Source organism: Frankia sp. RB5, assembly GCF_059816245.1.
In genome coordinates, this window is sequence record NZ_JCBATA010000020.1 from 1 (window position 1) to 13915 (window position 13915).

Consider the following 13915-nt stretch of genomic DNA (forward strand, 5'->3'; position numbering starts at 1 on the left):
GTTTGACGTTCTCGCGCTGGCTGATCACGCGCAGCCGCGCGAACGCCTCCTCCGCGGTCGCGCCGGTACGCCCACGCAGCAACCCGATGGCCTGGTCGATGACCGGCCTGCTCGACAGCGCCGTCTGAAGCTGGATCGTGAGGTTCAGCGCCTGGGCCAGCACTTGGGCGTTGTGGACCGCGACCGCCGCCGGGGCGGCGAACAGCTCGCCGAGTTCGGCGGCGTGCTCGTCGAAGACGTCCTTGCCGTGGGCGTAGACGTTGATCGCCCCTACCACCTGGTCCGGTAGCAGCAACGGCAGCGACAGGGCGCTGTGCACCCCGAGGCGGCTGACCCGGGGGCCGAAGCGCGGCCACTGCCGGTCGCCGCCCAGGGATCCCGAGCGGACCGTGCGCCGGTCGAGGGTGGCGGTGATGCAGGGGCCCTCGTTGAGGACGACATACTGGATCTCGTCGATGTCCCGGACGAATGGCGCGCTCGCGGCCAGCGCCTCGATCCGGGTGCCATCCCGGTCGGCGCGCAGCAACGTCACCCCGGCGCCGTCGGCGCCGGGGATGGCGCGGGTGGCGAAGCTCGCCACCCGAGTCAGCAGTTCCTGAAGGTCGAGGGAACCGGAGACAAGACCAGCGAGACCGGCCAGGCCCGCCCGCAGGTCGAGGTCATCGGCCCGTGCCTGCTCGAAACTCAGTGCCGGCGCCAGAACGGTGATCTCATCGTCGAACTCCGTCATGCCCGCGTCACCCGCATGCCTGCTCCCACGCCCGTGCCAGCGGCCGGATCGGGACGATAGCCCGCAGGTTGGGTGATGGGTGGGTGCGCGATCGCGTCGCTGACGTGGGCGGCGTCGACCTGGTCGCGAAGTGTGAACGTTCGGCCCGTCATCATGACGGCCGCCTAACCCCGGCGATAAGAGCCGCCAGATGGCCGCAGCCGGGAGGCGACACCGACACGACGTCGATATTCGTAGAGATCCGGCCGATTCCCAAGCTACCACAGCGCCCTTACACGCGTTCGATCGTGAAGGCCCGTCCGTGGTGGGGCCGAGCATGGGAATGTTCGGACACGAAGCGCATCGCACGCGCCCGCGCGGACACCGCGGTGCGCTCCTGCGCGCGGCGACATGGTCGCCTGTTGTCGCCTTGTCGACATTCGGGTGTTCGTCGGGCTATGCTTCGGCGTGCTAGGACATAGCCGGCTCGGGATCGGGAACGCCGCGTAGCTGCCGCGGGACCGCGAGTGTGCGACTCACGCTCGAGCACCGCCAGTGATCGTCCTCAGGGCGTCGTCTGTGACAGTGTCCAAGTCCTCCGGTCACCTTTGCACTGCTGTTTCCGCCTGCGTTTCCTCGTCACCCCCAACGGAGCCTTTGGGTGGGTCGCCGCCGCGCGGCCAGGTACGCTTTGATCATCGGTCGCCGGCTGGGACCGGGCGAACCTAATGGAATACCGGCGCGATTTTCTCGACGTTCTCCTGGGACCCCTGGACAGCACCGAACGGCCTCGCGTGCTGGCCCAGCTCGGCGCCGAAAACGCCAGCCAAGGCCTCACGGTCCAGCGCCGGGGGTCCGGTCCGTCCGGGGCCGCGGTGGGGATCTTCACCTCGCATCGTGACCGGGTCACGACCGTCCACCTCCTGTCCGCGGCCGGCGTGGTCGCCGCGACGTTCCAGGCCGCTCTCGACCACGGGATGCACGCGGGGCAACCGCTGCTGGTCGTCGAGCTCGGCGACGTGTCCTCCCTCGGCGCGGCGGCGCTCGCAGTGCTGGTGGATGTCGCTTCCCGGGCGGCTCGGCACGGACGCCGGATCACTGTCCGTGGCGCCCAGCCGGCGGTCTTCACCGAGTTCCTCGACGCCGGCCTGGTCGTAACCCTCGACGTCCACCCCGTATACCACAAGCCGGCGAGTATCAGACAGCAGGGAACACCATGAGCATCATCGCCTGGATCGTGCTGGGACTCGTCGCTGGCCTGATCGCCGAAAAGCTGACCGGGAACGGACCGGCTGGGTCGTCGCGGGTATCACCGGGACGACCGGACATGCGCCACGGGGACGTCGACGCACCACGTCGCGCCAGTGACCATGACGAAGACTCTCCTCCCGGCCTACACACCGAAGGCGCGGCGCCCGCGCAGGTTCGCTTCCCGCTTCCATACCGACATCTACGCCCCGGCCGACCGGACAATCGTGCGTGCGCACGGTGAGATCGACCGCGCCACCCGGACCGCGTTCCGTGCGGCGCTGACGACCGGCCTCGACCGGCAACCCTCGCTGCTGATCGTCGACCTCAAGGCCTGGCGGGAAGGCTGCGGCGACGTGGCCAAGCCCCTCGAGCCGACCGAGCCCGTCATGCCCACGTCGTCCGTGGCCCCGACGAGCCAGCGTGGAGTGCGTGGATGACCGTCAGCTCACCCGCCTCCTGATCGCCTTCGCACCGCGCGCCACCACCGAATAGGACTCCTGTATGACGAGAAGCGAGATGTTCACCGCCGCCCGGCTGGACTTGGAATACCCCATGTCCCTGGGTGTGTACGACCAGTACGCCGGCGCCCAGGAAGTGGTCGACTATCTCGCTGACCAGGACTTCCCCGTACAGAACGTGGAGATCGTCGGCACCGAGCTGCGGTCGATCGAACGCGTCACCGGACGCCTGACCCGCGGAAAGATCGCGGCTGCCGGCGCGCTGTCCGGGCTCTGGATCGGACTGTTCGTCGGAATCGCGTTCAGCCTGTTCGGCGATCGGAACCAACTCGGCTTTCTCTTCACCACGCCGCTGCTCGGGGCCGTGTTCGGGCTGGCCTGGAGTCAGATCGGCTACAGCACGGCGACCCGGCACGGCAGCCGCGACTTCGCCTCGGTCAACCAGATCGTGGCCACCAAGTACGAAGTCCTCGTGGAGCGCGCACACGCCGCTCGCGCGCATGAACTCCTCGCGGCCACGCCGCGCAAGGCCTCGATCTGACGTCCCCGACCGGCCACCTCCGCGCGCCGCGACCACCGGTTCGTGATCAACCTGGCGCCCACCACCACTGGACGACGCGGGCACGGAGGCTTCGCCGGTCTGCTCCTCGGCTCGGTCAGCGCCGCGTGCACCGAACACGCAACCTGCCCCGTGCTCGTGCTGCACGGGGACACCCCCGCTCCCAGCCAGGTTTCGGACCTGACCCATTGGTAGGGCGACACCGAGGGACGCCGTGCCGGGGCGTGGATCCCCGACCGCTTCTGGCAGCATCGGTTCCTGACCGGTCGCCTGCTGGCCGCGAAGATCTGGGGGCTGATCACCGGTCCCCTGGTCGCCGTCATCACGTTCGTCTGCTCGATCGGGAACGTGCCGCTGGCGGCGGTGCTCGATCATCGCCGTCACCTTCTACCTGACCATGATCGCGGCCGGCTACGTCGTCGAGCTGGTCTTCACCCCCCTCGGCCTGGTCCCGACCGGCCCCGGCACGCCAAGGTCGGCGCCGACGGCATTCGCTGGAACTACACGACCGTCCTCAACATCCTCTTCCTGCTGCTCGCGGCGGCTCTCGTCGTCCGTTTTCTGAGCACCGGCGGGCGGGCGATGCTCGCCATGATGGGCGGCGGCCCGGACGACCACGGTCACACCGGGCCGGCAACCACGGGTCATCATCGGGTGTTCCGTAAGGCGGACCGCGAGACGCGGACACGCTGAGACGGAGGCCCGTGTCGACGGCGGTGCGGGACATTCCTATGGGATCTGACCGGCTAGGCCGGTGGCGTGGAGGGCGTGGAGGGCGTGGAGGGCGTGGAGGGCGAGGATGGCGATGTCGTCGGTGTGGGATCCGCCGGTGAAGGTGAGTACGTCTTCTTCGACGGCGTCGACGAGGTCAGGCGCGCTGAGCTGCCCGGCCGCTGTGAGGAGGGCGCGGAGGCGTTGTTCGCCGTACTGTTCGCGGCCTTGTCGGGCTTCGGTGACGCCGTCGGTGTAAAGCAGCATCGTGTCTCCCGGCCGCAGGGTCACCCGTACGTTCCTCAGACCGGCGTTGGCGAACAGGCCCAGGGGCAGGCCGTGGTGTCCGACGGCACGTACCGAGCTGGCAGGGCTGCGCAGCAGCGCGGGCATGTGTCCCGCCGACGTGAGGAGGACGCGGACTGCGCCCGGGCGGGGGAACAGCATGAGATAGGTGGCGGTGAGGAAGCGCTCGTTCCGAGGGTCCTGGGTCAGCAGCGCGGTGTTGAGCCGGTCGAGTATCTGCGACGGGGTCTTCTCGGCCGTCGCGACGGCGCGGATCGTGTGGCGTGCCAGTGCCGCGACCATCGCGGCCTGTGAGCCGTGGCCGCTGACGTCCCCGATCACGGCATCCCAGCGTTCCCCTTCCCCCGTGGGTGCACACCGCGCCTGGACTCGGTCCGCGTGCGGTCTGGCGTCCGTGTCGGCGGATAACCGCACCGGGAACATGTCGTAGAAGTCGCCGAGAGCCCCCCGACCGTCGGCCGCGGGGAGGCTGCGCGCGGCGACCTGCATCCCCGGAACGTCGGACATCCGCGCGGGCAGTAGACCGCCCAACGGGCGATCCCCGTCGGGGGTAACCGCTGTCGGCTCCCCGGGCAGTTGCGTCGGTACGGTCAGCAACCGGTGTGCGAGCTGCTCGTCGGTGTCGGCATCTACGCGGGGTCGCGCTCGCATGAGCCGCCACTCCCCGGTGCCGCGCGCGATCCGACCCGGTTGCCCGCCCTGCGTGTCATTGCCGTGTCGTCGCGATGGTGGGACATCGGGGCCGTGGGCTCAGATCAGGCCGGTCGCGGCGGTCGCGGCGGCCAGGGTCGGCCAGCCGGAGCCGAGCAGCACCCAGCCGTCGTGGCCCGCGGCCGGGTTGCTGGGATGGTGCACCTTGACCTGCCAGCTACCAGGGCTGGTCTCCCTGGCGAACGCGGAATGGCCGTCGCACGTGCCGTACTGGCTGCCAAGCACAGCTATGGACGTGGACGGCGCCGGGGCGGAATCGTCATGAGCGGACATGTGGTGCCTCTCGAGGAGAGATCACCGGTGTGCCCGGCGCTGAGCATGAAGCTCGTGAGACCGCGACGCTGACGCGCGGCAGCCCCCACCCGGGCTAGCTGTTTCCCAGCGGCGCTATCGTACGCCGCCCCCGTTCGACTGTCCGGCGACGGACGGAGTAACCAGTCGCCGGAATAGTGGCCAGCGCCGTGCATTTTTGACTTGACCACAATGTCAATGGCACATCGCGGTCTTCATGTGCTCTGCGGTCCGCTGCGCTGTCGAAAGGTGCCGCCACAGCGGCTACCGCCACCGCATCCGGGATCAAGCCCGCCCGGCCGGCGAATGCCGGCTGCCACCCGGGATCGTCCGTCGGCAACGCGGCCCAGCGCCCGTCGACGCTCTGCTCGACGACGGCGCTGTCGTCGAGCAGAGCGGCTTGAGGCCGGCGGACCCGACCGTCGCTGACGGGTTCTATGCGAGCCAGGGCAGGCGTCGGACCAGGGGGGTGGTCGCCCAGAGGCGTCCGAGTCCGAGGGTTCGGCCGGCGCCGAGGCAGGCGAGGAGGACCAGGACGGCGGCGTAGATGAGGTGTTCGTCGAGGAAGGGGTTGCTGGCCGGTGGGAGGACGGCGCTCCACATCATGACGGTCAGGACTGCGCCGCTGGCCGCGGCGAGCCACATGCCGATGCCGAGGATCAGTGCTGTGCCGATCGCGGCGAGGGCGATCATGAACGCCACGTCGGCGAAGGTGGTGCCGGCCAGTGAGTGGTAGAAGCCGGTGAAGGGGCCTTTGGTGGCGGAGCCGAGGAATCCCTTGGTGGGGCTGCCGCCGTGGCTCCAGGCCTTCGCTGAGGTCGTGTCGTGGCCGAGGCCGAACGCCTTGTCGAGGAACGCCCACAGGAAGACCCAGCCCAACGCGAGCCTGATGGCTGCCAGCAGGTAGCGGACGCCGGGGGCCGGGCGTCGATCGCGGGTGGCCGAGGAGATTGGTGGCTGCTCGGGTGCCGGTGACCGGTTCGCGGGGACCTGGGGTACCGCGCTGGCTGAGGGAACGTCGGTGTCCTTGACGGTCGGACGTGTCAGGGTGTCGACGGGTTGACGGGTGGTCTCGACGGGGGCGTTGCGGTTGTGGGCGATGTCGACCATCGCGCTCACGTTCCTTCGTTTCTCATGGTTCGGGTCCGCGGGGCGAGTGCCCGCGGACGGTTGCGGCGCGGACAGCGGGCCGCGGCCAGGAGCCGTTAGCCGTCGTGAGTGAGGATGACCTTGAGCGCGCCGGTCTCGCCCGCGCGGGAGAACACGTCGTAGGCCGTGAGGAACTCGTCGAACCCGAAGTGGTGGGTGACGAACCGGTGGGCGTCGAGGTGGCGGCTCGCGAGCAGACGGATCAGGGTTGGCGTCGAGTAAGCGTCGACCAGCCCGGTGGTGATCGTGAGGTCCCGGTCCCAGACCCGTTCCAGGTGCAGCGTGGCCGGCTTGCCGTGGACGCCGATGTTCGCGACCCGGCCGCCCGGTCGAACGAGGTCGACCGCGAGCTCGAATGTCGCCGGCACGCCGACGGCCTCGATGGCGAGGTCCGCGCCGAGTCCTCCGGTCAGTTCCCGGACGGCCGCGATCGGGTCCTGTTCGGCGTTGTTGATGACGATTTCCGCGCCGAACTGCTTGGCCGCGTCGAGCCGGGCGGGTGTCCTGTCGATGGCGATGACGAGGCTTGGGCTGAACAGTCGCGCGCCGCTGATCGCTGACAGGCCGATCGGTCCGGCACCGACGACCGCGACGACCTCGCCCGGCTGGACCCGTCCGTTCAGGACGCCAACCTCGTAGGCGGTGGGAAGGATGTCGGCGAGCATCAGCATCTCTTCGTCGCTGACGCCGCCTGGTATCGGGTAGGTGGAGTTGTCGGCGAACGGGACCCGGACGTATTCGGCCTGCGTGCCGTCGATCGTGTTCCCGAGGATCCACCCGCCGCCGCCGGTGCACTGCCCGTACCGGCCGTCCCGGCAGTAGCGGCACGCGCCGCAGGCGCTGACGCACGAGACCAGGACCCGATCGCCTGGCCGTACGTTCGTGACCGCGGCGCCGGTCTCGACGACGGTGCCGACCGCTTCGTGGCCGAGGATCCGACCGTCGACCATGGCCGGCAGGTCGCCGCGCAGGATGTGCAGGTCCGTGCCGCAGATCGTGGTCGCATCGACCCGCACGATGGCGTCGGTGTCGGCGCCCAGCGTGGGACGGACAATGTCTTCCCATGCCATGGCGTTCGGTCCGTGAAAGACGAGTGCCTTCATGCCGCTCCAGTCGCAAATACCTTGTTGATGAACCCAGCCGCCCCGCGCACCGTCTGCGAGGGCGTGGGAGGCACAGTTAGTCGTGCTGGCCGCTGGCCGGCGGTGTGGTCGCGGTCGCTGGGCGTCGTCGGCTCCTGCGCACGCCCGGGTAGCGGTCCATCACGACGAACGCGGCGACGGCGAGGGCCACGCCGATGAGGACGACTGCCCACAGCGGTGCGATCGCGTTGAGGACGCCGCCGACGAGGAACGCGGCGAACAGGGCGACCACGAGGAAGTTGGGGCTCATGAGGTGCCTCCATGCGGATGCCGGCGCCGACCCCCCGTGGCGGCGCCGGTGGCAGCCGGTGGCAGCCGGTGGGTCGCGGTGAAACGCGGGCCGGGTGGTGTCTGGTTCGGGCGGCCGGTGGTCCGGCGAAGCGCCCGTGGTTCTGGTCAGGACGACTCCCGTCCAGGGACTCAGCTGGGGAGTGCGCTGGTGGGGGCGTCGGTCGGGGCGGGTGTCAGGGTCCGGCATGAAAACGGGAGGCGAACCTGACCGACCGTTGTCCCGACACCTCGGACCTGGGGGAGCGGATTTTCGTCACGTCAGTGGCGCGAGGTCAGGTGCCGGCGTCCCGGAACCAGCCGGCCCGACGCGTCGGTGACCAGACGCACGGCCAGCATGACGGCGACGGCCCCGATCAGGCCAGCGATGAGGCCGAGCAGAATCCAGGCGAGGATGCTCATACTTTTCCCTGCTGTCCGTGGATTGCCGGCTGTTTCCAGCGCGCCGGCGGGCATTCGTCGCGTCCTCCCCGGAGGGGTGTGGAGCGGCGCGGCGGAACGTGCTGGTATCAGGCGTCTGCGGCGAGTGGCCGGGGTGGACCGCGGGTGTCAGGCGGGTTGCGATTCTTTGGTGGCTCGTGCCGTGTCGATCCAGGTTTGAACAGGATCAGCCGCGCAATGGCGGGAAGATGTTTCGGACGATGTCACAGGCGACGTCCTGTGGACGATCACTGGCGGCGCTCGAGCGGGAGTCACACACTCGCGGTCTCGCGGCAGTTACGCGGCGTTTCCGATCCCGAGCCGGCTTTGTCCTAGCCAGCTCAGCATAGCCCCGAGAGCACCTGACTGTCGACTGGCGTGAAAACCCGACAGGATCCTGCGGCAGTATTTATTCGGAAGTCAATGTTCGGGATCTTGATCCGCTGCCTTCCTTGCCTCGCCGAGGGGCGGCGCGGTTCGTAGTGGTCCGGGCGGCGGCGGCCCCGTCCCGTGATCCTGCTGAACGCCGGTTTCGCGTTCGTGCAGGAGATGCAGGCCGAACGCGCGGTCGACGCACTGGCCAGCTTCCTGCCCGCGACCGCCCGGGTGGTCCGCGACGGAGCCTCCGCCGAGATCGCCGCCCGCGACCTAGTGCCCGGTGACGTCCTGATCGTCGCCGAAGGAGAGCGGGTCTGCGCAGACACGCGGATCACCGACGGGACGGTGCTGCTCGACCTGTCCGCCCTGACCGGAGAGTCGCTGCCCGCGAGCCGCTCGGCCGACGAGGACCCGGTGGTCGGGTCGCTGTAACCGCCTGTGCTGGCTCGCCGACGCCAACGCGATCCCGCGGCGCCGCGTGGACGAGGTCCTCGGAGCCGTCGGCCTGACCGAGGCCGCGCACCGCCGCGTGGGCGCCTTCTCCCTCGGCATGGGACAACGGCTGGGCATCGCCGCCGCCCCGCTGGGCGACCCGGAGGTGTTCCGGGCTGGTTCGCCAGCGCGCTCAACGTCGAGGTCAACCAGGCAGGCAACCCGCCGGCGGCAGACTTGACCTCCACCTCGGTGGTGTCGCCTCCGGCAGCGCGGAGGAAGGCGATCAGCTGGCTCACATCACGCGGCGCACCCAAATGTATCCACGACGGAGTTACAAGTGGCGGGAGGAGGTTACACGTGGAGGCCGGCGCCCTTGCCCGGATCGGCCGCACGCCTGGACGGACATGCACCTCGACTGCCAACATGGCACCGGCTGACGATTTCCGCCGTGATCGGCAGAGCGGCTGTGGCGACAGGGAGGTCAACGGTGACAGAGGCGCCGAAGCCGTTCGGCTTGCGGGAGCGGCAGCGGCGGGCGATCGAGGCAGAGCTGCGTGCGGCAGCGCTCAAGCTCTTCGGCGAGCGGGGGTTCGACGAGGTCTCGGTGGCGGAGATCGCGGCCGAGGCGGGTATCTCGGAGCGGACCTTCTTCCGGCACTTCCCGACGAAGGAGGATGTCGTGCTGACCCTCATGGAGGGCTATGGCCTCGACATCATCAGTCGGCTGGAGAGCCAGCCCCTGGACCGCCCGTGGTTCGACGTGCTTCGCAACACCTACACAGGTGCCTACGACGTCGAGGTCACCATGGCGGGTGAGCGAAGCGAGGAGCTCAGGCGTTCGACAGCCCAGGTGCTGAAGCTCGCGCAGGGTTCGACCCGGCTTCGGGCAGGCATCGACGCCCGCGCGAGGACCTGGCAGGACGACATCGCCCGGATCGTCGCGCGCCGGCTCGGCGTCGACATCGATCAGGATCCCCGGCCGCGTGTGTGGGGCGCGGTTGCGATCATTGTCGGGATGGCGAATGCCGAACGCCATGCGGCGATCGACGGCTCCCTCGGGGTCTCGCCGGCCGAGGCGTGGGATGCGCTGGCCGAGCTGCTCAAGCCGCCGACGGGGACCTGACCGCCGAACTTCTTCCTACCCGTGAGGGGCGCCCCGGATGGGGCGCCCCTCACGCATGTTCGGGCACTGCACGCAGAGTAGCGAGGGAGACATTTCAGTTACCCAGAGTTTACCCGGGACGGCTTGCGGCAAGTAGTCAGTAACCGCTAGAAAGACATCACCTGCCTAGGGGACAGTCACTGACGGAAAATTTAGCCGATCGACGAAGGACTCACGATGCCGAAGACCTCTCTGGCCGCGCCCTTCCGGGGACGGCCATGAAGGGTTCCGCCCGGGTGGGCGGCGAGCACTTCACGTTTGGCGCGCTGGCCGAGATCCTCGCCAAGGCGAACGAGCCCAAGTCGGGCGACGTGCTGGCCGGGATCGCCGCCGCGAGCGGGGCGGAGCGCATGGCCGCGAAGCTCGTGCTCGCCGACGTCCGGCTCTCCGAGATCGTCGACGAGCCACTGGTCGACGACGAGGTCACGACCGCGATCCTCTCCCGGCTGGACCGCGAGCGGTTCGACACCACCCTGGGCGGTCTGACGGTGGGCGAGTTCCGTGAACGCGTGCTGTCACCAGGCTTCGCCTCGGAGTGGCCTGGCCTGCGCGGCCTGGTCACGCCGGAGATCGCCGCGGCGACGGCGAAGCTGATGAGCAACCTGGACCTGGTGCGCGCCACGGTTGCGCTGCAGGTCGAGACGACGTGCCGCACCACCGTCGGTCAGCCGGGCGTGCTGGCCGCGCGGCTGCAGCCCAACCATCCGACCGACGATCCCGCGGGCATCGCCTACTCGATCTTCGACGGCCTCTCCCACGCCTGCGGTGATGCCCTTCTCGGCGTCAATCCCGCGGTCGAGTCGGTCGAGTCGGTCGTCGCGATCCTGCGGATGCTGGACGCCTTCATCGACGAACTCGCGATACCGACCCAGGGCTGCGTCCTTGCTCATGTCACGACCCAGTTGGCTGCTATCGAGCGAGGTGCGCGGGCCGACCTGCTCTTCCAGTCAGTGGCCGGCACGGCGGCGGCGAACCGAGCCTTCGGCGTGGACCTGGCGCTGCTGATGGAGGCGGCGGACGCGGTCCGGGCGCAGCATGAAGCCGACCCGGGCCGGTACGCCGGCCGCCACGCGATGTACTTCGAGACCGGGCAGGGCTCGGCGCTGTCCTCGGACGCTCATCACGGGATCGACCAGCTCACCTGCGAGGCCCGCGCCCAGGGGTTCGCCCGGCTCTTCGACCCGTTTCTCATCAACTCCGTGGTCGGTTTCATCGGACCGGAATACCTCGCCGACGCCGAGCAGATCACTCGCGCGGGGCTGGAGGACCATTTCGTCGGCAAGGTGATGGGACTACCGATGGGCGCCGACGTCTGTTTCACCAACCACGTCGCGGCCGACCACAACAGCAACGACAGCGCCCTCCTGCTGCTCGCTCTGGCCGGGTGCACCTTCGTGATGGGTGTTCCGGCGGGCGACGACGTCATGCTCGGCTACCAGTCGACCAGCTACCACGACGTCGCGACCACGCGCGAGGTCCTCGGCCGCAGGCCGGCCCCCGAGTTCGACGCATGGCACCGGCGCACGTTCGGCACGCGTTCGGCCCAGGAGGCGGCGGTCCCCGCCGCGATCGGCCGCCGCATCGGTGATCTGGTGGCCGGGCGATGACCGACGCCGCGATCTCCCGGTCGGAGCACGCCTGCGACCCGTTGTCCGATCCGCGGGTGAGCGCCGCGCTGGCCACTCCCGCCCGGCTCTTCCTCGGCAGTGCGGGCACGTCGTACCGGACCGCGGACCTCCTCCGCCTGCGTGTCGATCACGCCCTGGCGAAGGACGCCCTCGCCGCCGTGGTCGACGTCGACCACCCCGCGCTGCGCGAGGTCGCCGGCCGTTGGGGACTGATCGACGTCGCCACCCAGGCCCGATCGCACCGCGAGTACCTGCTGCGACCCGACCTCGGCCGCCGACTCGACGCGGACGGGGTCACCAGGATCCGGCGAACGGCCACGCGCGGAGCAGACCTGCAGGTGGTGCTGGGAGATGGGCTGTCGCCCGAAGCGCTGGCCGTGAGTGGGCCGGCGGTGGTGGCGGGCCTGCGAGCCGGTGCCGTCGGGATGGGCTGGTCGTTCGCCACACCTGTCTTCGTCCGCCGAGCGCGGGTCGGCGTCCTGAACGACATCGGCGTCCACACCGCCTGCCGGGTCGCGATCCTCCTGATCGGGGAGCGGCCAGGGCTGCGAACCCGTCGCAGCCTGTCGGCCTACCTGGCCTTCCGTCCGAGGGCAGGAGACACCGACGCCGAGCGCAACCTGGTGTGCAACATCTCGCCCCACGGGGTCAGCGTGCGGGCCGCCGTCGAGCGGATCACCTCCCTGATGGCAGACCTGGTCGCCGCCGGCGCGAGCGGATTCACGGTCAAAGAGCGCCTCGGTCAGGCGGATCGCGCCGCCGGAAAGCCCATCAGGCCGGGCAGCGGAAGGACTCTCAGGACAGGTCCGGAAGCTCGTCCACCCCGAACCGAAATCGAAAGAGAAGCCGAATGACCGAGAACTCCGAGAAGCGCCAGATGCATTTCTCTCTGCTGACCATGCCAACGTTGGCACACAACGACTACGGCATCTGGAGGCATCCGGAGAACAAGAAGGCGCAGTTCGACGACCCCTCCTTCTGGGCGGAGATCGCCAGAATCTGTGAGGAGGCGAGGATGGACGCGCTGTTCATGGCGGACGGCCTCGGCATCACCGACTCCTTCGGCGGCTCCTTCGACGTGTCGCTACGCGAGGGAATGCACGTTCCGGTGATCGACCCCGGCCTGGTCGCGGCCTCGGTCGCGACCGTCACCACCCGGCTGGGGCTGGCCATCACCGCGGCGAGCACCTTCGACCCGCCCTTCTCCCACGCACGCCGGATGGCGACCCTCGACCACCTCACCAAGGGCCGCGTCGGCTGGAACGTCGTGACCGGGTTCATCAGGAACGGTGAGGACAACTACGGGGTCCCGGCGGCGTCCTCGAGCGCGCAGCGTTACGACACCACCGAGGAGTTCATGGATGTCTGCTACAAGCTCTGGGAGGGTTCGTGGGAGGACGACGCGGTGGTCGGCGACCGGGAGACCGGTGTCTACATCGACCCCACCAAGGTCCACAAGATCAACCATATCGGTGAGCACTATGCGTGCTCTGGACCTGCGCTGTGGCACCCCAGCGTGCAGCGCACACCACTGATCTTCCAGGCCGGCATGTCCGAGCGCGGCCGGCTCTTCGCCGCCAAGCATGCCGAGGTCGTCTTCGCGGCCAGCGGCGCCGACCCGAAGATCTACCGGACCCTGACCGCGGATCTGCGGGCGAAGGCGGCCGCTTTCGGCCGCGGCCGGGAGGACATGAAGCTGCTCGGCATCGCGGCCATCGTGACCGGCGAGGATGATGCCGCGGCCGAGGCGAAGATGACCGTCTACGAGCGGTGGACGCGGCCGGAGGGATACCTCGCGCACATCAATGCCCTCAACGGCTTCAACCCGCTGGTTCACGATCGCGGAGAGAACCTGCTCGACGCGTTGAGGTCGGACGGCTTCCGGCGCGACGACTTCACGGCCTACATCCCGCACCCGGACATCACCGTCGGCGGCTACATGGACATGTTCAAGGTGTTGCGGCACGGCCCGGGCACCTTCGTCGGTGGCCCCGCGAAGGTCGCCGACGAGCTCGAGGCCTACATGCAGAGGTTTGACCTGGACGGGTTCCTGCTGCGGTCCCTCATGTACCCCCACAGCGTCCGTGACTTCCGCGACTACATCGTCCCGGAGTTGCAGCGGCGCGGAATCTACCGCACACAGTACGACGGTTCTACGCTGCGCGAGAACATCTTCGGGAAGGGACACAGGCGCATATCCGAGAACCATCACGCCGCGTCGTTCCGGCGGACGCCGGCGCTGGTCTGAAGGCAGACCCGAGAACAGCATTCCCTGAAGTGCCTGCGCACAGCGTCGTTCGTGGGTGATCACATCATT

General features: G+C 69.2%; 16 protein-coding genes and 1 pseudogene. 10 read left to right on the forward strand and 7 right to left on the reverse strand.

The genetic code is table 11. The annotated features are described in order from the left end of the window. Positions 1–730 (reverse strand): GAF and ANTAR domain-containing protein (locus tag AC6EXY_RS12680; protein ID WP_499818081.1); only part of this gene is annotated, 730 nt, incomplete at its 3' end. 707 nt (positions 731–1437) lie between these two features. On the opposite strand from AC6EXY_RS12680, the gene AC6EXY_RS12685 reads away from it, so the two are divergent. From AC6EXY_RS12685 to AC6EXY_RS12705, 5 genes and pseudogenes are all read left to right on the forward strand, one after another. Further along, the gene (locus AC6EXY_RS12685) at positions 1438–1929 is read left to right on the forward strand and encodes an STAS domain-containing protein (RefSeq protein WP_499818080.1); all 492 of its coding nucleotides are present in this window, start codon (positions 1438–1440) and stop codon (positions 1927–1929) included. Between the two features lie 150 nt (positions 1930–2079). Next, positions 2080–2397: an STAS domain-containing protein gene (locus AC6EXY_RS12690; RefSeq protein WP_133150685.1), complete on the forward strand. Its 318-nt coding sequence runs from the start codon at positions 2080–2082 to the stop codon at positions 2395–2397. Positions 2398–2476: 79 nt separating this feature from the next. After that, entirely contained in the window at positions 2477–2959 is a 483-nt protein-coding gene (locus AC6EXY_RS12695) for a YflT domain-containing protein (RefSeq protein WP_499818079.1), read from the forward strand. A gap of 69 nt (positions 2960–3028) precedes the next feature. Next, positions 3029–3172: pseudogene (locus tag AC6EXY_RS12700) on the forward strand (universal stress protein); the annotation flags it as partial. Between the two features lie 153 nt (positions 3173–3325). After that, positions 3326–3670 carry a hypothetical protein gene (locus tag AC6EXY_RS12705; protein WP_101832213.1) on the forward strand — a complete coding sequence of 115 codons (345 nt, stop codon included), beginning with the start codon at positions 3326–3328 and terminating at the stop codon, positions 3668–3670. 36 nt (positions 3671–3706) lie between these two features. Here AC6EXY_RS12705 and AC6EXY_RS12710 read toward each other — a convergent pair whose 3' ends face one another. The 6 genes from AC6EXY_RS12710 to AC6EXY_RS12735 all read right to left on the reverse strand — a co-directional run bounded on the left by AC6EXY_RS12710 (position 3707) and on the right by AC6EXY_RS12735 (position 7977). Next, positions 3707–4525, reverse strand: coding sequence for a PP2C family protein-serine/threonine phosphatase (locus AC6EXY_RS12710; RefSeq protein WP_499818078.1), 819 nt, complete (start codon positions 4523–4525; stop codon positions 3707–3709). A gap of 219 nt (positions 4526–4744) precedes the next feature. After that, positions 4745–4978, reverse strand: a complete 234-nt coding sequence (locus tag AC6EXY_RS12715) for a hypothetical protein (RefSeq protein WP_101832215.1) — start codon at positions 4976–4978, stop codon at positions 4745–4747. Positions 4979–5431: 453 nt separating this feature from the next. Further along, a complete protein-coding gene (locus AC6EXY_RS12720; protein ID WP_207770328.1) occupies positions 5432–6106 on the reverse strand; it encodes a DoxX family protein in 675 nt (224 codons plus the stop codon). 95 nt (positions 6107–6201) lie between these two features. After that, positions 6202–7215, reverse strand: a complete 1014-nt coding sequence (locus AC6EXY_RS12725) for a zinc-binding dehydrogenase (RefSeq protein WP_243407589.1) — start codon at positions 7213–7215, stop codon at positions 6202–6204. Between the two features lie 109 nt (positions 7216–7324). Then, positions 7325–7537 (reverse strand): hypothetical protein, encoded by a 213-nt coding sequence (locus AC6EXY_RS12730; protein ID WP_101832217.1) that lies wholly within the window; start codon positions 7535–7537, stop codon positions 7325–7327. Positions 7538–7836: 299 nt separating this feature from the next. Next, positions 7837–7977, reverse strand: coding sequence for a hypothetical protein (locus tag AC6EXY_RS12735; RefSeq protein ID WP_499818077.1), 141 nt, complete (start codon positions 7975–7977; stop codon positions 7837–7839). A 528-nt stretch (positions 7978–8505) separates the two neighbouring features. On the opposite strand from AC6EXY_RS12735, the gene AC6EXY_RS12740 reads away from it, so the two are divergent. From AC6EXY_RS12740 to AC6EXY_RS12760, 5 genes are all read left to right on the forward strand, one after another. Further along, positions 8506–8805: a P-type ATPase actuator domain-containing protein gene (locus AC6EXY_RS12740; protein ID WP_207770326.1), complete on the forward strand. Its 300-nt coding sequence runs from the start codon at positions 8506–8508 to the stop codon at positions 8803–8805. Between the two features lie 490 nt (positions 8806–9295). After that, positions 9296–9931, forward strand: a complete 636-nt coding sequence (locus tag AC6EXY_RS12745; RefSeq protein WP_165818411.1) for a TetR family transcriptional regulator — start codon at positions 9296–9298, stop codon at positions 9929–9931. Between the two features lie 257 nt (positions 9932–10188). Continuing rightward, a complete protein-coding gene (gene eutB / locus AC6EXY_RS12750) occupies positions 10189–11577 on the forward strand; it encodes an ethanolamine ammonia-lyase subunit EutB (protein ID WP_101832219.1) in 1389 nt (462 codons plus the stop codon). Continuing rightward, on the forward strand, positions 11574–12452 hold the full coding sequence (locus AC6EXY_RS12755) for an ethanolamine ammonia-lyase subunit EutC (protein ID WP_101832220.1): 879 nt from the start codon (positions 11574–11576) through the stop codon (positions 12450–12452). The genes eutB and AC6EXY_RS12755 overlap by 4 nt, the downstream gene beginning before the upstream one ends. Beyond that, on the forward strand, positions 12449–13846 hold the full coding sequence (locus AC6EXY_RS12760; RefSeq protein WP_101832221.1) for an NtaA/DmoA family FMN-dependent monooxygenase: 1398 nt from the start codon (positions 12449–12451) through the stop codon (positions 13844–13846). The genes AC6EXY_RS12755 and AC6EXY_RS12760 overlap by 4 nt, the downstream gene beginning before the upstream one ends. Positions 13847–13915: the final 69 nt, after the last annotated feature.